Raw genomic sequence first — 25079 nt, forward strand, 5'->3', positions numbered from 1 at the left:
TCCTTACTCATTTGGTCTGTGGCCTTTCTACACCTTATTGGCTGACTTTGCGAATGCCTGCAAAAAAGCAAAACGTGTTACAGGGCTTCTTCGACGGTGTAAGCTCCCGGATAGCCATTGGTTTTTAACTCATCCAGCAGCATTTTTACCTGGAAACGGTCACTCAGGGGGCCCAGTCTCAGTTTATAGATATTATCTACCAGAGGAATTTGTGCCGGTACCTGGTAAAGCGAAGATAAGACCTGAGAAATGGACTTTGCCCGTTCAATATCCGAAAGCGCAGCTACCTGTATAAAGGTGGCGGTAGACGTGGTGTCGGACCTGGTATCGTTTCTGGCTGGCACGATACCGGCGTACTCTTCATAAGTCACGGTAGGGTTCTTACCCACGGTCACATTGTTGTTTTCATCAAAATGAATGACTTCCAGCTTTACCTGTGTCGTACCGTGTTGGTGGTAGTCTAGTTTCATTGCCGCGGCATAAGATAAATCAATAATGCGATTGTCGTGAAAGGGGCCTCGGTCATTGACTCTGACGATAGCCTGTTTGCCATTTGACAGGTTGGTTACCCGCACAAATGAAGGCAGTGGTAGTGTTTTGTGTGCTGCTGTCATGGCGAACATATTATAGGTTTCGCCATTTGACGTGAGGTGGCCATGAAATTTCTGACCATACCAGGAGGCATACCCAGTTTGCTCGAAGCCTTTGCCATCCTGCATCGGGAAATAGCGTTTACCCAGAACTTCGTAAGGGCGACTGTTAAACTTGCGATAGGGCTCATACTTTGGCACGGCATCAATCATAGCCGGAGGGGCGTGGGTGTACGCCGGCGCTGAATCCTGACGCTGTTTATATCTGCCTTGAGGCGCTGACTGACAACCGGACAACACCAGAGAGAGTAACGAAACGAGAAGAATTAATCTGAACATTACCGTGATAAAAACCGTTTCTGCGTACCAATTGCCATCAGAATGCCAAATCCTGCCATCAATGTCACCATGGAGGTTCCCCCATAGCTGACAAGGGGCAGGGGAACGCCGACCACTGGAAGCAGACCGGATACCATGCCCATATTGACGAAGACATAGACAAAGAATGTCAGCGTAATACTTCCGGCCAGCAACTTGCTGTAAGCGTCCTGTGCCCGCGCGGCGATTATGAGCCCCCGCAATATGATAAACAAATAGATCGCCAGTAAACCCAGTACGCCTAATAAGCCAAACTCTTCACTGAATACCGCAAAAATAAAATCAGTGTGACGCTCGGGAAGAAACTCCAGTTGTGACTGTGTACCCTGCAGCCAGCCTTTGCCGTCTACGCCGCCTGAGCCAATTGCAATTTTTGACTGGATGATGTGGTAACCGGCCCCCAGCGGATCGCTCTCAGGGTTCAGGAATGTGGTCACGCGTTGCTTCTGGTATTCCTGCATAAGGAAAAACCACATAATTGGCGCAAAAGCACCAATAGCGACTGCCACCAGGCCAATAAGCTTCCAGCTCATGCCAGCAAGGAAAATGGCAAACACTCCTGAGCTTGCGATTAGCAGCGACGTGCCGAGGTCTGGTTGTTTCGCGATTAAGATGGTCGGCACCACCACAAGCGCGAATCCCGTTCCTATCTGCAGCATTTTTGGCGGCAACGTAAACTTACTGATGTACCACGCTACCATCATGGGCACTGCTAGTTTCATAAGCTCAGAAGGCTGAAAGCGGATAAAGCCCAGATCCAGCCAGCGTTGAGCCCCTTTACCGATATCTCCGAATACCAGTACAGCAATCAGCATCAGCAAGCCGACGGCATAGGCATAGATAGACAAGCGGCGGTACGCCATCGGCGGAATTTGCGCCATACCCACCATCACAATAATCGCCACACCCAGACGGGTGTATTGGCGTTCCATTTGGCCCGGGTCCTGTCCGGAGGCGGAATAAAGTGTAATCAGCCCCACCGCCATCAGTGCGAGCAGCCCAAGGAACAAAACGCCATCAATGTGGATGCGTTGCAGAAAGCTACTCTGATTTGCTTTTAATGTATTTTTTTTCATTCGCTCACATCCCCGGAAGACGGTGTGTCAGCAAGCGCGGGAACGGGTTGGATAAATTCGCGGTCACGAAAATAAAAGTCCATCATCTGGCGGGCTACTGGCGCGGCATGTGAGCTACCCCCTCCGGCGTTTTCTATCACAACGGTAATTGAGATTTCAGGGTCGTCAAATGGCGCAAAGCCAACGTACATCGCATTATCCCTGAGGCGCTCATCAACTTCATCCTCTTCGTATTTTTCGTTTTGCCCAATGGAGAAAAGCTGAGCCGTCCCGGTTTTGCCTCCTGACTCGTATGGCGTATCTTTAAACGCATGACGAGCCGTACCTTCTTCGCCATGAACCACATCGTGCATAGCATCTAATACAATATCCCAGTTTTTGGGCTCGGAAATTTGTAGTGGACGCAGCGATTTTAGCGGCTCCAGCTCTACCTGTCCCTGTTCATAACGGAAACCTCGCAATAACTGCGGTACATAGCGTTCACCACGATTTACCAGCGTATTCATGGAGTGGGTTAGCTGAATAGGTGTCGTGGTCCAGAAACTTTGCCCGATACCTACCGGGATGGTGTCACCTATGTACCAGGGTTGATTGAACCTGGCTCGCTTCCAGCCCCGGCTGGGCATGTTGGCATCAGATTCTTCATACAAATCTATGCCGGTGAATTCGCCGAACCCAAACTCAAACATGGCTTCACTGATTTTATCGATACCTAACTGATAAGCCAGATCATAATAAAAGGTATCGCAGGACACTTCGATTGCCTTGCTGACATTGACTTCGCCGTGCCCCCAGCGTTTCCAGTCCCGCCAGACGTGGCTGACATTCGGAAGGCGATATCTGCCGGTGTCGTTAATCGTTGTGTCGATATTAATAACATCCTGTTCAAGACCGAGCAGGGCAAGGTGAGGCTTAATGGTTGATGCTGGCGGGTATTGCCCCTGCGTTGCGCGGTTTATCAGCGGGCGATCCGGCGAGTTGAGCAGTGCGGAGTAATTCTTTCTGCTGATGCCATGCACAAACAGATTAGGATCGTAGCTGGGGCTGGAGTACATGGCCAGAACACCACCAGTATCCGTTGACGTGATCACAATGGTGCCGCGGCCGCCGTCAAGCGCTTTCTGTGCGGCAAGTTGCATCTCGATATCAATATTGAGTACCAAATCTTTCCCGGGCACTGGTGGGTCTGTGCTTAACACACGAATAATTCTGCCCTGATTGTTTACTTCAACCTGTTGATAGCCCACGCTGCCGTGCAGCAGGTCTTCATGGTATTTTTCGATCCCTAGCTTACCAATATCGTGGGTGGCGGCATAATTGGCCTCCTGGCCAGCCTCGACCAGCTTTTGCAGGTCCTTTTTGTTGATTTTTGCAACATAGCCCAACACATGGGTAAGCGCGTCTTTAAAGGGATAGTGACGCGATAGCCGCGCTTCTATAGAGACCCCCGGAAAGCGGTGCTGTTGTGCAGAGAACAGGGCCACTTCCTCTTCGGTTAATTGCGTGCGAAGCGCAACAGGCTTGAAACGCCGTTGTCCGCGAAGTGTGGAATAAAACGACTCTTTTTCTTCCAGAGTGATGGACATTAGCGTGGTCAGCGCTTCCATGGTTTCATCCAGGTTATCAATTTGTTCGGGTATTACTTCCAGGCTGAAAACGGGGCGGTTTTCTGCCAGTAACACGCCATTGCGATCGTAAATCAGCCCGCGGTTAGGGGCAATCGGCAGCACCTTTATCCGGTTACCGTTGGAGCGCGTCTGATAATCATCATATTGCTTTACCTGCAACACGTAGAGGTTGCTCAGGACAATACCAAGCATAGCCACAACAATCAGAAACGCTATCGTCGCACGGCGGGCGAACAGATTCGCCTCGGCGCTGTGATCTCTGATTAGCTGGCGTTTTGCTGGCATGACTTATTCCCGGTGGTAAGGGTGGTTTTGGGTAACAGACCATGCCCGGTAAAGGCTTTCTGTCACGATGATCCTGACTAAAGGGTGGGGCAGGGTGAGTGCGGAAAGTGACCATTTCTGTTCCGATACAGCGATGCAGTCAGGTGCCAGCCCCTCAGGCCCGCCAATCAGCAAACTGACGTCTCTGCCGTCCATCTTCCAGCTATCCAGTTGTTTTGCGAGTGTTGGGGTGTCCCACGGTTTGCCAGTGACTTCCAGGGTGACGATGCGGTTGCCTTTGGGAACAGCAGCCAGCATTTGCTCTCCCTCTTTTTGCAGGATCCTGGGAATATCGGCATTTTTGCCACGTTTTCCCGCTGCAATTTCGGTAAATGACACAGGCAAGTCAGAAGGAAACCGGCGAATAAATTCGTCAGTTCCCTGTGCGACCCAGGCGGGCATTTTGGTTCCTACTGCTACGATTTGAATTCGCAAGGTACAACCGTCCTGTTTTGCTGTAGTGACGCTAACTAAAGAAGCGTGAGAAGGTGGTTAAGACCAGAGCTTTTCTAATTGGTAAAAGTCGCGGGTCTCATCCTGCATAACATGCAAAATAACATCCCCTAAATCAACCAGCACCCATTCGCCGGACTCTTTGCCTTCAACATTACTTGCTGGATGACCTTCCTGCTTTGCTTTGACCATGACATTCTCAGCAATGGATATCACATGGCGCTTTGAGTTTCCGGAACAAATTACCATAGTATCGGTAATTGTTGATTTGCCTTTTACATCCAGCGCCACGACGTCGCGCCCTTTCATATCGTCGATTTTGTCAATCACGAACTGTTTGAGTTGTAGACTCTCCAAAAGTTCTCCTCGTGTTACTCGGTTATTTGATAAAGCTGATGTTTGTAAATATAGTCGATGACGTCTGGCTCAAGCCATTCTTTTGCCAAAGACGCTGTCTCGTTTCTGGTTGTGCCGGCGATTGCCTCACGTAGCGCAGTTGAAGAAACCGTGTGTAGTGTGGTATCGGCAAAATAAATGCTGCCGCCCGGTTTGCCCGACATAATATCAGGTTCATACTCGCGGCGCGCGTCGATAAACGCGGTCAACTCTGCTGACAGCGCAACGTTACCGTCTGTGCGTCTCATCACAGTGAGGTGACAGTAATCTGTAAGCTGTTGCCATTCATGCCAGGACGGCAGATTATACAGTGAATCGTATCCAATCAAAAAATAAACTGTGGCCTTTGGGTGTTGCCGGCGCAACTCACGAAGGGTTTGCACCGTGTAAGAAGGTGAGGGAAGCGACAGTTCAATAAGCTCCGGATACAGCAACGCCGATTGCTTACATACGGCCTGAACCATATTTACTCTGTGCTTTTCGTCAATGCCACCCACGCATTTATGAGGAGGAAGTTTGCACGGCATCAGCCCAAGACGGCTCACGCCAATTTCCTTAATGGCTTCCAGTGCGGGGCCGATATGGCCCTTGTGCGGCGGGTTGAATGTCCCGCCGAGAAGTGCCAGAGAGGTGTTATGAATCATGACCGGCAAGTAAAGGTAAATGCGTCAGCGGCACGCCGAGAAATAACATACACAAATGGCATAACTTAATAAATGGCCTGGCGATGGTTTGCTGTTTAAACTGAAAATCGGCCAGTTGCAATTGGTCGCGAATATGACTGAGGTTATCCGGTGTCAGCCGTGACAGTGCAGCCTGGTAAAACCCTTGTCGGTTTCGCCATATTCCGTGACGTTGCCACTGCACTGTCTCGCCGTTTTGCTGTTGCTGCTTAAGCGTCCACAGGGTTTGCCATTCACGGACCAGTGCCCAGATCACGATATTCGGCTCAATCCCCTCGCTCTCCAGGCGATACAGCATTTTTACGCAGCGCTGCTGCTCGCCGTTGAGCATGACATCAATAAGCTGGAATACATTAAAGCGCGACTGATCCACCATCGCAGCTTCCAGTTGTGATTCATCGATACTTGAGGCGGGGTAGAGCAGAGATAATTTATCAATTTCCTGCTTTGCTGCCAGCAGGTTGCCTTCACAGAATTCCGCAATCAGACGTACGCCTGCCGGTGACACACGTAACTGGTGATGCGAGAGTTGCTCCTGGATCCAGCTATGCAGCTGTTTACCTTCCAGCGGATAGCACAGACTGTGAACGCCAATAGCATCCAGCGCTTTGAACCATTTTCCCTTCTGAACATCCTTGCCAATGCGCGGGCCGTGCACTAGCAGCAGCGTCTCGTCACTGAGTCCGCTGGCAACATCCTGCAAGATTTTACTGCCTTCAGTACCGGGTTTGCCCGTGGGCAACTCCAGTTCAATCAGTTTCTTATCGGAAAATAAGGACATCGCCTGAGTGGCATCGAGAAGATGGTTCCAGCTGAACTCTTTGTCAGCAACCAGCACTGTTCGCTCGTCAAAACCAGCCTCGCGGGCCCGATCGCGAATGCGTTGGATCATATCGAATTTCTGCTGCGGCTCGTCACCAAAGATGAGGTAACAGGGCTTTAACCCTGACTGCAAATCCTGAGCGAAACGGTTTGGGTACACCTGCATGGCGCTATTCAACCACCGTCATGGTACGTGGTGCCTGACTGGGAAGACGCCGGATGATTCGGTCTGCGGCTTCTTCGCGCATTTCCTGAAGTACCAGTTCAAGTTCGCGGGATTTAGCCAGAACCTGATCAGGATCATCCTGATAGTCCCTGAGTACTTCAAAGTAAGCGCTGACGGCTTCTGCATCCGGAAATTGAACCACATACTTTACGCCATAAATCAGTTCGTATTCTGCGACTTGCCCTGTGGGGTAAACAGATAACAACCGGCGTTCCAGTGACTCTGGTAAAATACGCACCAGTACTGTGCTGTCGGCGCTCTGCAGCTCGCTTTCTCTTATCCCATTGATATCGTACACGTCGAGGCGCGCTAACAAGGCGCGAGCCAGCGGAGAATGGGCCCGCACAGAGCCCACCGCCACCTGATTAACAGTTTCAGGAAGGGCCTGACTTCCCCGCAACTGAAATCCGCAACCCGCTAGCAGCAGGCTGCAGAGAAAGGGAATTAGCAGTAAGCGGCCCATTAATTGGCAACAATATTAACGAGTTTACCGGGCACAACGATGACCTTGCGGATCGTTTTGCCTTCGGTAAATTGCTGGACATTTGGCTGTGATCTGGCGATGTCTTCTACTTCTTCTTTTGAAGCATCGGCTGCGACAGTAATTTTGGCGCGCAGTTTTCCGTTCACTTGAACAATAATCAGCTTTTCGTCTTCAACCAGGGCTGTTTTATCTGCCACCGGCCAGGCCACATGCTCAATATCTTCATCATGACCCAATGCTTTCCATAGTTCATGGCTCAGGTGCGGCGTAATGGGGTTGAGGATAAGCAATACGCTTTCAATTGCTTCTCGCATCAGTGCCACATCCTGCGATGATTCCTGAGGCGCTTTCTGGAGATGGTTCAGCAACTCCATAACGGCGGCCACGGCTGTATTAAAGGTCTGTCTGCGGCCAAGATCGTCAGAAACTTTCTCAATGGTTTTATGCACTTCACGACGCAGCGTTTGTTGTGCTTTAGTGAGCGCTGAAACATCAAGACGCTCTGGCGTCCCTTTTTCGATATGCTCCTGAGTCAGTTTCCAGACACGACGCAGGAAACGGTTTGCCCCTTCAACGCCTGAGTCTACCCATTCCAGGGTTTGTTCCGGTGGCGCGGCAAACATAGTAAACAGTCGCACGGTATCGGCGCCGTATTGCTCGATAACCTGTTGTGGGTCAATGCCGTTGTTCTTCGACTTCGACATCTTGGTCATACCGCCGTGTTCAACAGGCTGACCGTCAGCTTTAAGCCACGCTTTTGTGATCCGGCCCTTATCGTCTTTTTCCGTTTCAACGTCTGCCGGTGAGTACCAGGTTTTCTTGCCGGCATCATCTTCGCGGTAATAGGAATCCGCCAGCACCATGCCCTGACATAACAATCGTTTGTATGGCTCGTCTGACTCTACCAGACCTTCATCGCGCAACAATTTATGGAAGAAACGGGAATACAGTAAGTGAAGGATGGCATGTTCAATACCGCCAATATACTGATCTACCGGCAGCCAGTAGTTCGCTTGCGCAGGGTCAAGCATGGCATCTTTGTTTTGCGCACAGGCGTAGCGGGCGTAGTACCATGACGATTCCATGAAGGTATCGAAGGTGTCGGTCTCACGCAGGGCGTCCTGTCCGTTATACGTTGTTTTTGCCCACTCCGGGTCCGCCTTAATAGGAGAGGTAACGCCGTTCATTTCTACATCTTCTGGCAGGATCACTGGCAGTTCCTGTTCGGGCACGGGTACTGACTCACCATTTTCCAGATTCAGCATAGGAATAGGCGCGCCCCAGTAACGCTGACGGCTTACGCCCCAGTCGCGTAACCGGTAATTGACTTTGCGCGTACCGCGCCCCATCGATTCCAGCTTTGCAGAAATCTGTTCAAAAGCTGAATCGAAGGCCAGGCCATCAAACTCGCCGGAATTGACCAAGGTGCCTTTTTCGGTGTAAGCAGACGCGCTCAGGTCGCATTCTTCCTGGGCGTTTTCATCAGCCGCTACCACTTGCTGGATAGTCAGACCATATTTGGTCGCAAATTCCCAGTCACGCTGATCATGGCCAGGCACCGCCATCACAGCACCTGAACCGTAATCCATCAATACAAAATTGGCTACCCACACCGGAACCTGCTCGCCGGTTAAAGGATGCACAGCGAACAATCCGGTAGCGCAGCCTCGCTTCTCCATGGTAGCAAGCTCAGCTTCCGCCACCTTGGTATTCTTGCACTCGTCAATGAATGCGGCGAGTTCAGGATTTTGCTTTGCGGCAAATTCGGCAATCGGGTGTTGTGCAGCTACAGCCACGTAAGTCACACCATAAAGCGTATCCGGACGGGTAGTGTATACCGTCATGTTTGCCACATCCCCGGCAGCCTGGGCCAGATCGAACGTAACCTCGACCCCTTCAGAGCGGCCAATCCAGTTAGCCTGCATGGCACGAACCTGATCTGGCCAGTCTTCCAGCTGTTCTAAATCTGAAAGCAACTCTTCAGCATAATCGGTGATTTTAATAAACCACTGTGGAATTTCTTTTTGCTCGACCAACGCGCCTGAACGCCAGCCGCGACCATCAATAACCTGTTCATTTGCCAGTACGGTCTGGTCAACCGGGTCCCAGTTAACGGTGGCGTTCTTTTTGTATACCAGGCCTTTCTCATAAAGGCGGGTAAAGAACCACTGCTCCCAGCGGTAGTAATCTGATTTGCAGGTAGTAACCTCGCGATCCCAGTCATAGCCAAAGCCAAGAGATTTAAGCTGCGTCTTCATGTAATCAATATTGGCGTAGGTCCACTTTGCCGGCGCTGTATTGTTATTAATTGCCGCGTTTTCTGCCGGCAAACCGAAGGCATCCCAACCCATAGGTTGCAGTACATTTTTGCCCTGCATGCGCTGAAAACGGCTGATAACATCACCGATGGTATAGTTACGTACGTGTCCCATGTGTAATCGGCCACTTGGGTAGGGGAACATGGAGAGGCAGTAAAATGACTCTTTTTCTGGCTGTTCGACGGCTTTAAAAGACTGATTATCTTCCCAATACTGCTGAACCTGTTGTTCTATTTCTTTGGGGTTATACTGTTTTTCGGCCATGAAAATCGGGCTTCCGCAAATGTGAGTGAGTAAAAAGCTGATGCACGCGGGGCACAACTGCCTTCGCCGTCTTACTGCATGCAAGTGATCTTGTATTTAGCCGCATAGAATACCCCAGCGCGCCCAGAGCGCTCAATAGCTTGCGGCTATTTGTTCAGAAAAATTCTGTTCGCTGGCGAATTATTCATCACTGCTTTGGGATAAGTACGTCATTAATGCGCCAAGCTGAAGTGCCTGTACCTTATCGACCACCGGCGCAAACTCAACGAAACCGGCTGGGGGGGCGTAGCCATGGACCTTATACGTCAGCGTCACCCGGGTGCCGCTCTCCACTGGTGTCAGTGTCCATGCCAGCGCGCCATACACACCCATCCCCTGGAGAGGACCGAGTCCTCCTGTCATTATCAGGGTAGAAGGTGATTCCACCAGGGAAATACGCATATGTTCAGCGCTGTTAGCGCCTACACGCTCGCAAAAACACCCACCGGCGGTCGTATCAATCGTGAAGGTGCCTCGCCACCAACTGTGATCTTTCGGCCACCAGTTGTCGACATCGGCTACCAGTGCCTGCCAGGTTACCTGCGGATCGCGTGGTGAAATCCGGGTGTTTTCAATGATAAAACCGCCTTCAGAGGCGTGCATAACTTCTGTTTTTGCGGGGAAACTCGTAAGCCACAGCACAATGAACGGCGACAAATATTTCAGAAAAGAAATCATAAACCCAAAACCACAAAGAAATAATTATCGAGACTAGTATGCAGAATAGGCAAATACAAGCATAAGCGTTTGACAGGACTTGCGAATCAAGTTTCACTTACCTTTATAAAACACTGTCACCAATATACGTGCAGAAGTCGTGGGTAACCATTTTGTAGATGGCGGCTCGACGGACATGATTATTCTCACTGTGTTTGAGGTCTGACAGACGGCGTGTGGCGTTACTGCCCAATGCTAATAACTAACAAATAACGAGAAAAAACCTAATTATGCCAGGCGCTCCGCAATTTACGCCATTATCAGCTTCAGCTTTGTCTCCTTCTCTGAACCGCCGGATGATTAACGCGGCACTCAACGATGAGGAGGCCTTAAGCTCGACATTTATCGGTCAGGAGCGCGCTCGCGAGGCGCTCACGTTTGGTCTGGGTATCGACGCGAAAGGTTACAATTTATATGTCATGGGCGAGCCGGCAACCGGGCGTTTTACTCTGGTAAAAGATTATATTGAACGTCAGGTGGCATCGCTACCTACGCCCGAAGACTGGTGTTTTCTCAATAATGTGGACGATGAGCGGGAGCCAGTGGTGCTGAAGATGCACCCGGGGGGCGGGAAAGCTTTCCTCAGGGATATGCAGGGCCTGGTTGACGATTTGCTGGCGACATTTCCGGCTGCGTTTGACCATCCGGGATATCAACGCCGCCGCGCAGCAATTTCCAGAGAGTTTGAACAGAAATATGATCAGGCCATTGATGCACTGGAGCGGTACGCGCAGGCGAACGGCGTTGCCTTATATGAGGAAGGTGGCAGTATCAGTTTTTCACCGGTCGTGGACGGCAAGCCCATCAACGACACAGAGTTTGCATCATTAAGTGATGAACGCCGGAAGTATTATTATGACCTTATCGACGAACTGGAAAACCGCTTAAGCGAAAGTTTGCTTGGGTTGCCAGCCTGGAAAAGAGAAAACTCTGAACGCTTACGGGCACTGGATAAGCAAACCGCAGAGCACGGTATCAAACCGCTGCTGAAAACCCTTGAACATAAATACGCTTCCGATCTCGGCGTTCTCAAGTACCTTAAACAAATTCGCACACACCTCATCGATACCATCGTGTCTCTGCATCTTGAAGAGCGCAAAGAAGAGAAGGGCGAGGAGCTTGACCGGCGCAGCTTTCTGGAAGAGCAATACCTTCCTAACGTGCTTGTCAGTCGCGCATTAGACGATGGTGCCCCGGTTATTTACGAACCTCACCCCAGTTACCAGAATTTATTCGGGAAAATGGAGTACACCAACATCCATGGCAGCGTGTATACCAACTACCGGATGATTCGTCCCGGCGCGTTGCACAAGGCCAATGGCGGTTACCTGCTACTGGATGTAGACCAACTCATTGACCAGCCTTATGTATGGGAGTCGCTGAAGCTGGCGATTAAGTTTGGCAAGCTGAAAATGGATATCCCGCAACAGGATGTCGGGATGGTGAATGCCATTACGCTAACGCCACAGTCTATTGACCTGAATGTGAAAATTATTTTGCTGGGCTCGCGGGATTTGTATTACACGCTTCAGGATTACGATGATGAATTTGATGAGCTGTTTCGTGTGCTGGTCGATTTTGATTTAGAGATCCCGGTAACGCGACAGTCGTTATACGACTTCGTAGGCAGAGCCAGAAAGCATATTCAGTCGCTGGGACTGACATCGGTTTCCAGTGCAGCCATGTGTCGTTTGGTAGAATATGCATTGCGAATGGCAGAGCACCAGCAGAAACTTTCTGCGCATTTTGCAGAAGTGATTGAGCTCATCAATGAGGCTCATTATTTTTGTCTGAAAGACAAGACCTCAGAGCTGGATTTGGGCCATATTGAAACGGCACTGAATGCCAAAAAGCGCCGCACCGGTCGCGTAAGTCAGAGCCTGCTGAATGATATTAAGGAAGGGCATGTCCTGATTGCCACCGAAGGTAAGGCAATAGGGAAAGTAAACGGGCTGACCGTACTGGAAATTGGTGGTACTGCCTTTGGCACACCTGCGCGCATTACCTCTACGGTATTCGCGGGGGCCAGTGGCGTTGTAGATATCGAGCGTGAAGTCGAATTGGGTCAGCCAATCCACTCAAAAGGCGTAATGTTGCTGACAGGTTACCTTGGACACAAATATGCTCAGCACTTCCCACTGACGCTGTCGGCCAACATTGCTCTGGAACAATCCTATGGCCATATCGACGGCGACAGTGCGTCGCTGGGTGAGTTGGTCGCACTTATCTCCGCGCTTACCGAAATTCCTGCATTACAGACGCTGGCAGTGACGGGGTCGATCAACCAGTATGGGGAAGTGCAGGCGGTTGGTGGCGTCAATGAAAAAATCGAAGGCTTTTTCGATTTGTGCCAGCACCGTGGTCTCACCGGCACGCAGGGCGTGGTGATCCCAAAATCTAACGCGGTGAATCTGGTTTTAGATAAAGCTGTGATAAGTGCGGTGAAAAAAGGGCAGTTTCATATCTATGAAGTGGAAACCGTGGATGATGCCTTATCGATACTCATGCAGCAGGAAGCGGGAACCTTATCCAGTCGCGGGCGGTATCCGAAAAACAGCATCAATTACCATGCCGTGAATCGCCTTTACAATATTGCGCTTATTGTGTCCGGTGGTGACAGCGACTGACACACATCACAGAGAAATTGACACTGCCCGGCTGGGTTGCACTGCACGGACAACGTTCAAGACAGCGCGTGACAGAGCGGTGAAAACGCGCACCAGGAAAGAAAAAAGCCGCTGATGCGGCTTTTAGTAAGTGTTACTTTCATTGCTCAAAGATTATGTTTTTCTTAACATAACCTGTTATTTCGGTGGCATGCGAAGGGCACCATCCAGACGAATCGTTTCGCCGTTCAGGTAGACGTTATCCATCATGTGCTTAACCAGTTTGGCAAATTCCTCAGGCAGACCAAGTCGTTTCGGGAACTGTACATTTGCGATCAGCGCATCCTGCACTTTTTCTGGCATAGCAAGCAACATTGGCGTGCCCATCACCCCAGGTGCGATGGTGTTAACCCGAATACCCAGTGGCGCCAAATCCCGTGCCATAGGCAGCGTGAGTCCGATGATGCCACCCTTACTCGCAGCATACGCGGTTTGTCCAATCTGACCCTCATAACCTGCAACTGACGCCGTATTTACAATAAGCCCGCGCTCACCGGCTTCGCCGTGAGTTGGCTGCGATGCCATTGCCTGCGCGACCAGTCTCGATACATTGAAGCTACCCACCAGATTGATGTCGATAGTGTTCTGGAAACCGTCGAGGGGGGCGGCGTTACCTTCTTTATTCAGTATGCGTTTGGCCGGTGCAATACCAGCACAATTCACGCATAAATGGATATCGCCGAAAGCCTCCTTCGCACCATCGATGGCTGATTGCACCTGAGCTTCATCACGCACATCGACTTTGAAAAAGGCTGTGTTTTCTGAACCCAGTTCGTCAACACGCTGCGCGCCCAGTTCATCGTTTAAGTCGAATAGTGCAACGTTCAACCCAGCGTCGCGTAACGCGATGGCGGTGGCATGCCCAAGGCCTGAACAGCCTCCGGTAACAATGGCAGTAGAGCCAGACAATTCCATAACATTTCCTGTCTTGTTGTTATTACGTTAAACGCAATACTACTGACAGTTGAGAGCAAACTCCATGATGCCGGCGAGAGCCGGCATAAATGTCGAAATTATTTTGGCAACTGAATTTTACGATCGTCAGAAGGGCGGTAAATTACCAGGGTGTGACCGATAACCTGAAGTTTGACTGATTCAGTTTCGCGAACGATGGCGTCCATAATCAGTGCTTTTTCTTCCCGATCATCAGTGGGTACTTTCACTTTAATCAGCTCGTGATGTGATAATGCATTGTCGATTTCGGCAACAACACCTTCTGTCAGTCCGTTATTGCCTAACTGGACCACCGGTTTCAGTGGATGCGCCAGGCCTTTGAGAAACTGTTTTTGTTTATTTGATAGTTTCATTAATAGATTTCTTACAATTAATCTGTTCGTTACGACTTGAAATGACGTATTCTAACGCCATCTACTCCACAATCCTAATCACATTGTGATGGAATAACAAAAAAGTCGCACAGATAAATCCGGCAGCGTACTTTTGCGTCTTAATTGCCGTTTTCCCCGTGCAGTTTCCGTTGTCAGCGTCTTAAGGCGGGTAGGGGGTTAAGAGATGAGCTCACCGGCGGTGGAATCAGAGCGATGCGAGCGTGGATGGTATGAAAACTTGCTTTTGATGACGCAGATTTAATTTCATCGTTGAACAGAAATATGGTGAACGACGTAGTAATAGTGTTGTCTGAATTGACAGCGAAATATCGGTAATTTTTCGGCGTTCACCTGCTCGTTAAGTGGATACGTTACGCGAGACTGACTGCAAACGAGTTGGTGCGACGATATAAGAATGAAAACAAAAGCATTAAGCGCAACAGAATAATAGGTAAAGGGCTGTTACCTTTACACAGGATGACGGGACATCAGTCATTCACAACTTCGGTGATATGTGCGCGTGTAGAAACATATTGTATTACAGAGAATGTGAATTGATGGGTGGCGTGTTACAAGAAGTGTATCTGGTGGCTAGTGGTTTTAAAATGTAGTACCCTTTGGGTTAGCGAATTTCGTGTCGATAACCGCCGTTATCAAAGGATTTCTGGTAAGGAAATTGCAACGATAACCGAGTTGGAAATCGACTTTATTTAGAGGTTAGTAGCATTGAGCGATATGGCAAAAAATTTAATCTTATGGTTGGTCATCGCCGTGGTGTTGATGTCGGTTTTCCAGAGTTTTTCTCCGGGTGAGTCGACGCGCGCCCAAACGGATTACACCACCTTCCTGAAAGAAGTGAATCAGGGCAACATCCGTGAAGTACGCATCGATGGCGACTCGCGGGAAATTCGCGGTACAAAACGTTCCGGCGAAAATTTTGTTACCTACATCCCTTATTTTGATGACAAGCTGATTTCTGACCTGGCAAAAAATGAAGTTCGTATGCTTGGTGAGCCACCGGAAGAACCGTCAATTTTGACGTCTATCTTCATTTCCTGGTTCCCTATGCTTCTGCTTATCGCAGTATGGATTTTCTTCATGCGACAGATGCAGGGTGGCGGCGGCCGCGGGGCAATGTCGTTTGGTAAAAGCAAAGCCCGGCTTCTTGGTGAAGATCAGATTAAGACAACCTTTGCTGATGTGGCAGGCTGCGATGAAGCCAAAGAAGATGTTGCTGAATTAGTAGACTTTCTGCGCGACCCGTCTAAGTTCCAGAAGCTTGGCGGTAAAATTCCGAAAGGTGTCCTGATGGTAGGCCCGCCGGGAACCGGTAAGACATTGCTTGCCAAAGCCATTGCCGGTGAGGCGAAAGTACCGTTTTTCACCATTTCCGGTTCTGACTTTGTAGAAATGTTTGTCGGTGTGGGTGCATCCCGTGTTCGCGACATGTTCGAACAAGCTAAAAAAGCGGCACCTTGTATTATCTTCATTGATGAAATTGATGCCGTTGGCCGTCAGCGTGGCGCCGGTCTTGGCGGTGGTCATGACGAACGTGAGCAGACGCTGAACCAGATGTTGGTTGAAATGGACGGCTTTGAAGGTCATGAAGGTATCATCGTGATTGCGGCTACAAACCGCCCTGACGTACTTGACCCTGCGTTGTTGAGACCGGGTCGTTTCGACCGTCAGGTTGTTGTTGGTCTGCCAGATATTCGTGGACGTGAGCAGATTCTGAAAGTACACGTACGCAAAGTGCCAGTTGCAGATAACGTCGATCCTTCCGTGATTGCGCGAGGCACTCCAGGTTTCTCAGGTGCCGATTTGGCTAATCTGGTAAATGAAGCTGCACTGTTTGCCGCTCGTGGTAACAAGCGTGTTGTCTCGATGGAAGAGTTCGACAAGGCAAAAGACAAGATCATGATGGGCTCTGAGCGTAAATCGATGGTCATGTCCGAGTCTGAAAAAGAGATGACGGCCTACCATGAAGCTGGCCACGCGATTGTAGGTCGACTGGTTCCGGAACATGATCCGGTTTATAAAGTGTCGATTATTCCGCGTGGACGTGCGCTGGGCGTAACCATGTATCTGCCTGAACAGGATCGCGTAAGTCACTCTAAACAGCACCTTGAAAGTATGCTTTCAAGTCTGTTCGGTGGCCGTATCGCAGAGCAAATCATCTACGGTGATGATAAAGTCACAACCGGTGCCTCGAACGATATTGAGCGAGCGACAGATATCGCACGTAAAATGGTGACTCAGTGGGGGCTATCGAGCAAAATGGGGCCGATGCTTTATGCTGAAGATGAAGGTGAAGTATTCCTGGGCAAGAGCATGTCAAAGGCGTCTCATATGTCAGATGATACTGCCCGCGCTATTGATAGCGAAATTAAAGCCCTGATCGACTCGAACTACGACAGAGCGACAAACATTCTTCAAGAGAATATTGATATACTTCATTCGATGAAAGACGCACTGATGAAGTACGAAACTATTGATGCTAAGCAAATCGATGATTTGATGGCTCGTCGTGAAGTTCGCCCACCGGCGGATTGGGATGACCGTACACCGTCAGGTGGCGATAAGCCAAGCGGTGGCAAGCCTGCACGCGAAGGTGAAATCACCGACGACGGTGTTGATAAACCGTCAGTTGGTAAGCCAGGTGATCTTCCGGGCTAATCAATATGTTTGTGGAAAAAGCGCCTGTCACACGGCGCTTTTTTTATTTTTATACGTCATCATGTAGTTTACGCAAAACAGCGTTGTCCCAATAAGACTGTGCTGTTTATGATTTGTGAGATTTATCAGTAATATGCAATTTTCTTCCCGCACCGTTTCCTTTACCCAGCCCCACATCATGGGCATTTTAAATGTTACGCCAGACAGCTTTTCAGACGGCGGAAAGCACATGCAAACTGAACGCGCACTGCGGCATGCACTCGCCATGGTGCAGCAGGGCGCTACCTTTATCGATATCGGTGGAGAGTCAACCAGACCCGGTGCGCCTGATGTTAGTCTTCAGGAGGAACTCGACCGTGTTATCCCTGCCATTGAAGCCATTACGAATGAAACCAACGCGATTATTTCAGTAGATACCAGCAAAGCACAGGTAATGCAGGAAGCGGTAGCGGCTGGTGCGGAACTGATTAATGATGTAAGAGCATTGCAGGAGCCCGGAGCGATAGAGGTGGCTGCAAAGGCTGATGTTCCCGTGTGCCTGATGCACATGCAGGGGCAACCCCGAACGATGCAGCAAACTCCTCATTATCAGGACGTTACGCAAGATGTAATGACGTTTTTGCAACAGCGGGTAGATGCCTGTCAAAATGCCGGTATTGGCGCTGATAAGCTGATCCTTGATCCTGGGTACGGGTTTGGTAAAACGCTGGAGCATAATTATCAGCTGTTAAATGGTTTATCTCACATACTGAATATGGGCTACCCGGTACTGGTTGGCATGTCGAGAAAATCTATGATTGGGCAATTACTTAACCGGGCGGTCAACGAACGCTTGGCGGGAAGCATTGCACTCGCTACAATTGCCGCACAAATGGGCGCGCACATCATACGCGTACACGATGTGCAGGAAACGGCAGATGCCGTTGCCATTGTTAATAAATTAAAGGCGTTACAATAATAATCAGGAAGTGACAGCATGGGGCAGCGTAAATATTTTGGTACCGACGGCATCCGGGGAAAGGTCGGTGAAAGTGCAATTAACCCGGAATTTGTAATTAAACTGGGATGGGCCGCCGGAAAAGTGTTAGCCGGTCGCGGCACGAACAAGGTACTTATTGGTAAGGACACCCGGATTTCTGGTTATATGCTGGAGTCATCGCTGGAAGCAGGCCTGTCTGCCGCGGGTATTAACATTGGATTACTTGGCCCGATGCCAACGCCTGCGATTGCTTATCTGACCAAAACGTTTCGTTCTGAAGCGGGTATCGTGATCAGTGCCTCGCATAACCCGTATTACGACAACGGTATCAAATTTTTCTCTGCTGATGGCTTTAAACTCGATGATGACATTGAGCTGGCGATTGAAGACATGCTTGAGCAGCCGATGACCTGCGTGGCGTCAGACAAGTTAGGTAAAGCCAGCCGGATTGAGGATGCAGCAGGGCGCTATATCGAATTTTGTAAAGGGACGTTTCCGTCAGAATTGTCTCTTACCGGTCTGAAGATAGTGGTAGATTGCGCCCATGGCGCCACATATCACATCGCGCCAAATGTATTGGCCGAACTTGGTGCCGAGGTGATTGAAATCGGTACAAAACCAAATGGCTTAAACATCAACGAAAAGGTGGGTGCCACATCGATGAAAGCCACGGTAGAGGCTGTGCTTGAGCATAATGCTGATCTCGGGTTTGCGCTAGATGGTGATGGTGACCGCATAATGATGGTGGATAATCTTGGAAACGTTATCGACGGTGACCAGATTCTGTATATTATCGCCAGAGATGCGCTGAAAAATGGCAAAATGCAGGGCGGCGTCGTCGGTACGCTGATGAGTAATCTGGGGCTGGAAAATGCACTCTCAAAGCTGGGCGTACCCTTTGCGCGCAGTAATGTAGGTGACCGGTATGTGATGGAACTGCTACAGCAAAAAGGGTGGTCCATTGGCGGCGAAAACTCAGGCCACGTACTGAATCTTAATATGGCGTCCACGGGTGACGGAATTGTTGCCGGTCTTCAGGTTATTGCAGCGATGCTGCGAAGCAATCTGGATCTTCATGAATTAAGCAGCGGGTTTGAAAAATACCCTCAGACACTGGTGAATGTCAGGTTTGCGGAGTCTTCACAGGATCCGCTCAGCGCCGAGGAAGTGCAACATGCTGTTACAGAAGCCGAATCAGCGCTGGGTAAACGTGGGCGTGTGCTACTTCGAAAAAGCGGCACAGAGCCTTTAATTCGGGTGATGGTGGAATCCGACGAGGTGTCCGCATCGCAGAAATGGGCTGAGTTTATCGCAGATGCTGTACGTAAAGTCGCCAATTAATTGATCGTCAGGCGTATTTTGCGTTTAGTTCTTGTATATTGTATCTGGAATCGTTAATATCACGCCCGCTTTAAGACAGGGCTAAGGTCTGCAAAGTGACGACTATGAATAGAAAACCGCTGGTAGCGGGAAACTGGAAGATGAACGGTAATAAGGCACTTGTGGCTGAGTTCATCAATGCACTGAATGCTGACGACGCTAACGGCGTTGATGTGGTTGTGTGTCCTCCGGCGATTTATCTTTCTGCACTCAGTGCAGGTCGATTTGCCATCGGCGCTCAGGACGTCAGTGCGCTGGACCAGGGAGCGCATACTGGTGATATATCAGTGGATATGCTCAGTGAAGTGGGTTGTAAGTACGTCATAGTCGGTCATTCTGAACGTCGTGAAGATCACGGCGAGACTAGCGATTCCGTTGCAGAAAAGGCCGAAAAAGTGGTGTCTGCCGGGTTGACCCCGATCGTCTGTGTTGGTGAGCCACTCGAGGTTAGAGAGGCAGGTGATCAAGCAGTACAGGGTTTTATTCGCGAGCAGCTGAGTGCGCTTACCAGTAAGTTAAGTGCCAGTGAGCTTAACCAAAGTGTTATTGCTTACGAGCCAATCTGGGCAATCGGTACCGGTAAAACGGCAAGTCCTGAACAGGCGCAGGATGTTCACGCGTTTATTCGTGGTGAACTATCTGAGACCGATGCAGAAGTGGCGTCGGGTATGAGAATTTTATACGGCGGCAGCGTTAAGCCCGCGAATGCGCAGGAGTTGTTTAGTCAACCTGACGTAGATGGCGGTTTAATCGGTGGAGCCAGTCTGAAAACAGACGATTTTATTGCAATTTGCCAGTCGGCAAAGATTTGAGGTAATTATGTTATACGAAGTGCTATTAGTCGCTTATCTGATTGTCGCACTATTGTTGATCGGCTTTGTACTGATCCAGCAGGGTAAAGGCGCAGACATGGGCGCTTCATTTGGTGCTGGCGGTTCCAATACTGTATTTGGTTCTTCGGGTTCAGGTAACTTTATGACCCGTACCACAGGCATACTGGCTACCTTGTTTTTTGGTATCAGTCTGACGCTGGGCAACATTACGGCGAATCGCGAAAAAGCCGCTGATGATTTTGAATTCATGGACGTGCCTGTGTCAGAGCAGCAGGTACCAGGTGACGCCGACGTGCCAGTCAGTCAGGACAGTGCCCCGGCAACAGACGTTCCTGCAACCAATGATGCAGAGAACGAGTCTGACGTACCAAACTAAGAAATACGCGGAAGTGGTGGAATTGGTAGACACGCTATCTTGAGGGGGTAGTGAGCTATGCTCGTGCGGGTTCAAGTCCCGCTTTCCGCACCAATTAGAAAAAGCCAGCATTGCTGGCTTTTTTCGTTTTGTCACTTCCCTGTGTTACTCCCCAAATGAAGGACCGGCAATGAACAGCCAAAATGGTAACGTATTGTGCTGTGGTTTGTTCGGGCATCGTAATCTTATTCAGAACACCATGCGGTAGAGTGGCCCTTATGTCATTCTGCAATATTGTTAATATCGGTATAATCGAGTTTGTTGCTGGCAACCGGCGCCGGTTCCATACATGCAAAGTACTGCAGGGTAACTGGGGAGATTTGAGTCTTCTATCCGAATGGTGAAAATGGTTCGCCGTGAAAGGGTTTGTTTCGTTCAGGGCATTCTCCTATGAAGCGGCCAGTCTTAGATGATGAGGTTGACCAGATACCGCCCGTTCAACGAATTTGTTAAAGGCCTGGTCGACTATCCGGATAATCCTGTCTTCCTCAGGTTGTGATAGCTGTAAATCTCGCGTAAATTGAATTTTTATAAGACGAATAGAATGCCCAGAGAGGTGTGCCATTAAGACCGGTCGAATAGTAAAGTTAGTTGTTTTTCTTATTGCTGTTCAGGTAACGAATGTGAACGGGAAGTCCTTGCGTATTGAAGACCAGAACGGGACGCTTTTATCTGATGTAATAGCGACATGGGAGGGAAAGACACCGGCTAAAACATCTTCAAATGATGTAGCGATAGTGGATCAGGTTGGCAGGCAATTTGTGCCACATGTGAAAGTGATCGAGCAGGGACAGCAAGTCTCATTTCCAAACAGTGACAACATTCGCCACCATGTTTACAGTTTCTCTGCTCCCAAAACGTTTGAAATTAAGTTGTACAGCGGCGAGCCCAGCGACCCCGTAGAGTTCCCTAATTCGGGGATTGTCGTGCTCGGCTGTAACATACACGATCAAATGGTCGGCTACATCTACGTCAATGACGGTTCAGAATACAGTCAGTCGGGTAAGGACGGTATGCTGTATGTTCCTGATGACGTTTCAGAAGTGACCTTGTGGCACCCTAACCTGGATTTGACGCAAACCACCCGTAAGGTGGTGGAGCTGAACGCAGAGACAACCACGGTAACTTTAACGTTAATGGCGCCTGCAAAGCCCGAAGCCAAAACGTTTGGCAAACGAAAGTTCGGGGATTAGACGTTGCAGATATCCTTACGTCATAGCCTGTTTCGGATCCTGTTAGGTGGTATCGTAATTACTGCTACTTTGATCCTCGTTAGCGTATGGAATGGTACCGCCTCTCTGGTACAGAATAGCCTTGATAAAGAAATCGATGTAGCCAAAGAAATTTTTAAATACAGGCTGGAGGCGCAGGCCAGTAAGATAGGCCAGATAGGCTACATATCAAGTCGGCAGTATAGTGTTATTTCTGCGGTCATCAGAGGCCAGGCGAATGATGATATTGCCACCACAGAAAGCTACCTGGATTCGCTCATACTAAGAACCGATGCTGACTGGACAGCGTACCTCGGGTTAAATGGCGACGTGGTCGCGTCCTCCCCAAAAGAACAGTGGATTGGTGAGCAGCTACCTGAAAATGGCAAGGCTTTACTAACCGATTCAGATAATTATGAAAGCGGTTTCCTGATCCTCTCCGACAGCTTGTATCACGTAGTGGCTTCTCCGGTAAAAATGCCGATAACCATCGCCTACACCATGTTTGGTTACGAGATTAACGATCAGTATTTGGCCAGTATCAGCAACATCATGCAGGCAGAAGTTATCGTTCATTCCACCACGGATGTGACCGCTGAACGTCTGGCTATTGCATCAAGTGTTGAGCCTGCAGTGGCGCAATATATTCTGCAAACCGGATCAGAGAGACTGAACTGGCTGGATTTTCTTACCGGCGGTAAGGAAAGCTATGTCAGCCGACAGGTCGACATGTCAGATATAGGCTTAGATGGCCTTCCGGTTGAAATCACGATTGCCCTTGATGTCACGAAGCAGTATCAGGGCTTTGCTAACCTGTTGTTCAGCATTGTTGTTATTAGTGTGGTTGCAAGCGCGGTGTCGCTGATGGTTGTGATGTTATTGTCTCATCGCGTCAGCCGCCCGGTTTCGCGGCTTGTGGAAGCGGTCGACAGCATTGCAGATGGCAATTACGAACAGACGTTGCCAGATTCCGGGAATTTAAAAGAAATCTCTGACTTGTCGCATGCCTTTTCCAGTATGCAGAGTAACCTGAAAAGCCGCGAAGAGCGCATACGCTTTCAGGCCCAGCATGACATGCTCACCGGCTTATACAATCGCAACTATGTTGAAGAACACATTGGCGCCAGATTGCAAAGCCGCGAGTCCTTTCAGGTAATTGCTATCAGCGTTAACGGCTTTAGAACAATTAATGACCTGTACGGATACGTTAATGGTGACAAAGTGCTACAGGTAACAGCGCAGCGGCTTGCGCGCTGGCCGGGAATGGCAGCGCGTCTTGCTGGCGGTGAGATCCTGTATATCTCGGAGACTGCACTTAACGAACTGCAGCTTGAGACGCTTCGACACATTCTTGAGCAATCTGTAGAGGTTGGACTGGTTGCCATTCCAGTGAAAGTGTCGCTGGTGTTGCTCGATTGTCCTGCCGATGCAGAGTCAGCTGAGGATTTGTTTCGTAAAATCAATATCGTTAAAGATGAAGCGAATCGTAGCGGAAGCTGGCTTGTACAGTATGATGATGACCTGGAAAAACACTACCTGCGTCGTCTGGCTATTATCACCGAGCTTAAACGCTCGCTGCAGTCAGACCGGCCTGAATTATCGATGGTGTATCAGCCAAAACTGGCGCTGGACACGATGACAGTGACCAGCATGGAAGCGCTTGTACGTTGGAACAGCGAAGCGCTGGGGTTCGTTCCTCCCGATGAATTTATCGGAATTGCGGAACAGGCTGGCCTGATTGAACAGGTGACGACCTGGGTTATGGGGCAGACTATCAGCGATTTGTCTCGCTTCCGGGCAAAAGGGCACACCTTCAGTATTGCTATGAATTTGTCCTCGCATGATATACAGAATACGGCGTTATTAGACCGTCTGATTCTGATGCTGGAAGAAGCGGACCTGACACCTCAGGATTTAGAGCTGGAAATTACGGAGAGTGATCTGGTTGAAGATGCTGATCTTGCTATTGAAAATATGCGCAAGCTTAAAGCGTCTGGCTTCCGCTTTGCAATAGATGACTTCGGTACCGGCTACTCTTCTCTGGCTTATTTGAAGCATTTGCCAGTCACAACAATTAAGATTGATAAAAGCTTTATCCTCAACCTGGCAAAGGATGAGAATGATCAGCAAATTGTTCATACTGTACTGAGCCTTGCACATATTTTCGATCTCGACGTCGTTGCAGAAGGTGTAGAGGACGAAGTTTCTCTGGTCATGCTTCAGGAGTGGGGATGCGACATTGCCCAGGGGTATTTCATCAGCAAACCACAATCTGCTGAAGTGTTGTTTGACTGGCTTGAAGTCACGCCCTATCAGAACAAGAAAGAGAGGTAATATGAGAAGAGTGGCAGCAACATTAGCAGCGGGACTATTGTGTAGTTCTGCCAGTTTTGCCGGTGACGGCAAACTGATAGGCACTGCTGGCCTGAACCAGGTGGAGGGCGCCGGAGGCGGCGGGATAGTCCCCTGGGCGACATTATCAGGGTATGACAGTCAGGATCAAACCTCTGCCAGTGCTTTCGTCACTCGGGTTAATCTGGATGATTATCGTCTCACAGCGCTGGGAGCGAATCTTTCACTTTACGACAGAGTCGAGTTGTCTGTTGCCCGTCACACTTTCGATTTGACCACACTGGGAGGGGAAATACAGCAAAATGTGTATGGAATGAAAGTCCGGCTTTATGGCGATGTTGTGTATTCCGACTTTCCTCAGTTAAGTGCTGGCGTTCAGCATAAGCGACTTCAGGATAGTGCGATAGCGTATGCGCTGGGCAGTGCAGATGAAAACGGCACCGATTACTATCTCGTGGCGACAAAAGTGCACTTAGGCGCTGCAGCAGGTTTCAATCTTGTGTGGAATGTCACGGCCAGGGCAACAAAGGCAAATCAGCTTGGTTTGCTTGGGTTTGGCTCGCAGAACGACGACGATTATGACGTTATGTTTGAAGGCAGTGTCGGCGTGCTTTTTAACCGGCATCTTGCTGCAGGAGTTGAGTATCGTCAGAAGCCCGATAATCTTGGTCTTGGTGAAGAAGACTGGTGGGATGCATTTATCACTTACATACCTTCGAAGTCATTTAACGTTACTCTTGCATGGGCTGAACTAGGCAGTATTGCCGGTGCACCCGATCAAAATGGTTTGTATTTGTCAGTAGGAGGTCAGCTGTGGTAATCCGCCGAATCTTATTATTAT

Annotated in this window: 21 protein-coding genes and 1 tRNA gene; 10 read left to right on the top strand and 12 right to left on the bottom strand. The window is 49.6% G+C overall.

Going from position 1 to position 25079, the window contains the following annotated elements; all coding sequences use genetic code 11:
- Positions 1–77 precede the first annotated feature (77 nt).
- The 10 genes from JKP77_RS07775 to JKP77_RS07820 form a co-directional block, all read right to left on the bottom strand.
- Positions 78–929, bottom strand: coding sequence for a septal ring lytic transglycosylase RlpA family protein (locus tag JKP77_RS07775; protein ID WP_218310621.1), 852 nt, complete (start codon positions 927–929; stop codon positions 78–80).
- Positions 929–2044 carry a rod shape-determining protein RodA gene (gene rodA, locus JKP77_RS07780; protein ID WP_218310622.1) on the bottom strand — a complete coding sequence of 372 codons (1116 nt, stop codon included), beginning with the start codon at positions 2042–2044 and terminating at the stop codon, positions 929–931. The genes JKP77_RS07775 and rodA overlap by 1 nt, the downstream gene beginning before the upstream one ends.
- Complete coding sequence (gene mrdA, locus JKP77_RS07785) at positions 2041–3957, bottom strand: penicillin-binding protein 2 (protein WP_218310623.1); 1917 nt, start codon at positions 3955–3957, stop codon at positions 2041–2043. Before mrdA ends, rodA begins: the two co-directional genes overlap by 4 nt.
- A 3-nt stretch (positions 3958–3960) precedes the next feature.
- The gene (rlmH, locus tag JKP77_RS07790) at positions 3961–4431 is read right to left on the bottom strand and encodes a 23S rRNA (pseudouridine(1915)-N(3))-methyltransferase RlmH (RefSeq protein ID WP_218310624.1); all 471 of its coding nucleotides are present in this window, start codon (positions 4429–4431) and stop codon (positions 3961–3963) included.
- A 57-nt stretch (positions 4432–4488) separates the two neighbouring features.
- Positions 4489–4806, bottom strand: coding sequence for a ribosome silencing factor (gene rsfS / locus JKP77_RS07795; protein WP_218310625.1), 318 nt, complete (start codon positions 4804–4806; stop codon positions 4489–4491).
- A 14-nt stretch (positions 4807–4820) separates the two neighbouring features.
- Positions 4821–5489: a nicotinate (nicotinamide) nucleotide adenylyltransferase gene (gene nadD / locus JKP77_RS07800; RefSeq protein WP_218310626.1), complete on the bottom strand. Its 669-nt coding sequence runs from the start codon at positions 5487–5489 to the stop codon at positions 4821–4823.
- Positions 5479–6516: a DNA polymerase III subunit delta gene (gene holA, locus JKP77_RS07805; protein WP_218310627.1), complete on the bottom strand. Its 1038-nt coding sequence runs from the start codon at positions 6514–6516 to the stop codon at positions 5479–5481. Before holA ends, nadD begins: the two co-directional genes overlap by 11 nt.
- A gap of 4 nt (positions 6517–6520) precedes the next feature.
- Positions 6521–7039, bottom strand: coding sequence for an LPS-assembly lipoprotein LptE (locus JKP77_RS07810; RefSeq protein WP_218310628.1), 519 nt, complete (start codon positions 7037–7039; stop codon positions 6521–6523).
- On the bottom strand, positions 7039–9642 hold the full coding sequence (gene leuS, locus JKP77_RS07815) for a leucine--tRNA ligase (RefSeq protein ID WP_218310629.1): 2604 nt from the start codon (positions 9640–9642) through the stop codon (positions 7039–7041). Before leuS ends, JKP77_RS07810 begins: the two co-directional genes overlap by 1 nt.
- 180 nt (positions 9643–9822) lie before the next feature.
- Entirely contained in the window at positions 9823–10284 is a 462-nt protein-coding gene (locus JKP77_RS07820; RefSeq protein WP_246601129.1) for an SRPBCC family protein, read from the bottom strand.
- Positions 10285–10628: 344 nt separating this feature from the next.
- Here JKP77_RS07820 and JKP77_RS07825 point away from each other — a divergent pair, with 344 nt between their 5' ends.
- The gene (locus JKP77_RS07825; RefSeq protein WP_218310631.1) at positions 10629–13025 is read left to right on the top strand and encodes a Lon protease family protein; all 2397 of its coding nucleotides are present in this window, start codon (positions 10629–10631) and stop codon (positions 13023–13025) included.
- Positions 13026–13202: 177 nt separating this feature from the next.
- On the opposite strand, the gene JKP77_RS07830 is transcribed toward JKP77_RS07825, so the two are convergent.
- A complete protein-coding gene (locus JKP77_RS07830) occupies positions 13203–13979 on the bottom strand; it encodes an SDR family NAD(P)-dependent oxidoreductase (protein ID WP_218310632.1) in 777 nt (258 codons plus the stop codon).
- A 98-nt stretch (positions 13980–14077) separates the two neighbouring features.
- On the bottom strand, positions 14078–14371 hold the full coding sequence (gene yhbY, locus JKP77_RS07835) for a ribosome assembly RNA-binding protein YhbY (RefSeq protein ID WP_218310633.1): 294 nt from the start codon (positions 14369–14371) through the stop codon (positions 14078–14080).
- A gap of 747 nt (positions 14372–15118) precedes the next feature.
- Here yhbY and ftsH point away from each other — a divergent pair.
- The 9 genes from ftsH to JKP77_RS07880 all read left to right on the top strand — a co-directional run bounded on the left by ftsH (position 15119) and on the right by JKP77_RS07880 (position 25058).
- A complete protein-coding gene (gene ftsH / locus JKP77_RS07840; RefSeq protein WP_218310634.1) occupies positions 15119–17068 on the top strand; it encodes an ATP-dependent zinc metalloprotease FtsH in 1950 nt (649 codons plus the stop codon).
- Positions 17069–17201: 133 nt separating this feature from the next.
- A complete protein-coding gene (folP, locus tag JKP77_RS07845) occupies positions 17202–18026 on the top strand; it encodes a dihydropteroate synthase (protein ID WP_218310635.1) in 825 nt (274 codons plus the stop codon).
- 18 nt (positions 18027–18044) lie between these two features.
- Positions 18045–19388: a phosphoglucosamine mutase gene (gene glmM / locus JKP77_RS07850; protein WP_218310636.1), complete on the top strand. Its 1344-nt coding sequence runs from the start codon at positions 18045–18047 to the stop codon at positions 19386–19388.
- A 95-nt stretch (positions 19389–19483) separates the two neighbouring features.
- Positions 19484–20239, top strand: a complete 756-nt coding sequence (gene tpiA, locus JKP77_RS07855; protein WP_218310637.1) for a triose-phosphate isomerase — start codon at positions 19484–19486, stop codon at positions 20237–20239.
- A gap of 7 nt (positions 20240–20246) precedes the next feature.
- Entirely contained in the window at positions 20247–20636 is a 390-nt protein-coding gene (gene secG, locus JKP77_RS07860; protein ID WP_218310638.1) for a preprotein translocase subunit SecG, read from the top strand.
- Between the two features lie 7 nt (positions 20637–20643).
- Positions 20644–20729 (top strand) — tRNA-Leu (locus JKP77_RS07865).
- Positions 20730–21298: 569 nt separating this feature from the next.
- The gene (locus tag JKP77_RS07870) at positions 21299–21868 is read left to right on the top strand and encodes a methylamine utilization protein (protein WP_218310639.1); all 570 of its coding nucleotides are present in this window, start codon (positions 21299–21301) and stop codon (positions 21866–21868) included.
- 3 nt (positions 21869–21871) lie between these two features.
- Positions 21872–24220, top strand: coding sequence for a sensor domain-containing phosphodiesterase (locus tag JKP77_RS07875; RefSeq protein ID WP_218310640.1), 2349 nt, complete (start codon positions 21872–21874; stop codon positions 24218–24220).
- A 1-nt stretch (position 24221) separates the two neighbouring features.
- A complete protein-coding gene (locus JKP77_RS07880; RefSeq protein ID WP_218310641.1) occupies positions 24222–25058 on the top strand; it encodes a DUF3034 family protein in 837 nt (278 codons plus the stop codon).
- Positions 25059–25079 lie beyond the last annotated feature (21 nt).

This window comes from Alteromonas antoniana, assembly GCF_019249295.1.
In the GTDB taxonomy this organism is placed as follows: domain Bacteria; phylum Pseudomonadota; class Gammaproteobacteria; order Enterobacterales; family Alteromonadaceae; genus Alteromonas; species Alteromonas antoniana.

Excerpts from the sequence above, each read along its gene's own strand:
- rodA (WP_218310622.1), bottom strand. The coding sequence starts at position 2,044 with ATGAAAAAAAATACATTAAAAGCAAATCAGAGTAGCTTTCTGCAACGC.
- mrdA (WP_218310623.1), bottom strand. The coding sequence starts at position 3,957 with ATGCCAGCAAAACGCCAGCTAATCAGAGATCACAGCGCCGAGGCGAAT.
- nadD (WP_218310626.1), bottom strand. The coding sequence starts at position 5,489 with ATGATTCATAACACCTCTCTGGCACTTCTCGGCGGGACATTCAACCCG.
- JKP77_RS07775 (WP_218310621.1), bottom strand. The coding sequence starts at position 929 with ATGTTCAGATTAATTCTTCTCGTTTCGTTACTCTCTCTGGTGTTGTCC.
- yhbY (WP_218310633.1), bottom strand. The coding sequence starts at position 14,371 with ATGAAACTATCAAATAAACAAAAACAGTTTCTCAAAGGCCTGGCGCAT.
- secG (WP_218310638.1), top strand. The coding sequence starts at position 20,247 with ATGTTATACGAAGTGCTATTAGTCGCTTATCTGATTGTCGCACTATTG.
- folP (WP_218310635.1), top strand. The coding sequence starts at position 17,202 with ATGCAATTTTCTTCCCGCACCGTTTCCTTTACCCAGCCCCACATCATG.
- JKP77_RS07880 (WP_218310641.1), top strand. The coding sequence starts at position 24,222 with ATGAGAAGAGTGGCAGCAACATTAGCAGCGGGACTATTGTGTAGTTCT.
- holA (WP_218310627.1), bottom strand. The coding sequence starts at position 6,516 with ATGCAGGTGTACCCAAACCGTTTCGCTCAGGATTTGCAGTCAGGGTTA.
- JKP77_RS07820 (WP_246601129.1), bottom strand. The coding sequence starts at position 10,284 with ATGCACGCCTCTGAAGGCGGTTTTATCATTGAAAACACCCGGATTTCA.
- JKP77_RS07830 (WP_218310632.1), bottom strand. The coding sequence starts at position 13,979 with ATGGAATTGTCTGGCTCTACTGCCATTGTTACCGGAGGCTGTTCAGGC.
- JKP77_RS07825 (WP_218310631.1), top strand. The coding sequence starts at position 10,629 with ATGCCAGGCGCTCCGCAATTTACGCCATTATCAGCTTCAGCTTTGTCT.
- glmM (WP_218310636.1), top strand. The coding sequence starts at position 18,045 with ATGGGGCAGCGTAAATATTTTGGTACCGACGGCATCCGGGGAAAGGTC.
- leuS (WP_218310629.1), bottom strand. The coding sequence starts at position 9,642 with ATGGCCGAAAAACAGTATAACCCCAAAGAAATAGAACAACAGGTTCAG.
- JKP77_RS07810 (WP_218310628.1), bottom strand. The coding sequence starts at position 7,039 with ATGGGCCGCTTACTGCTAATTCCCTTTCTCTGCAGCCTGCTGCTAGCG.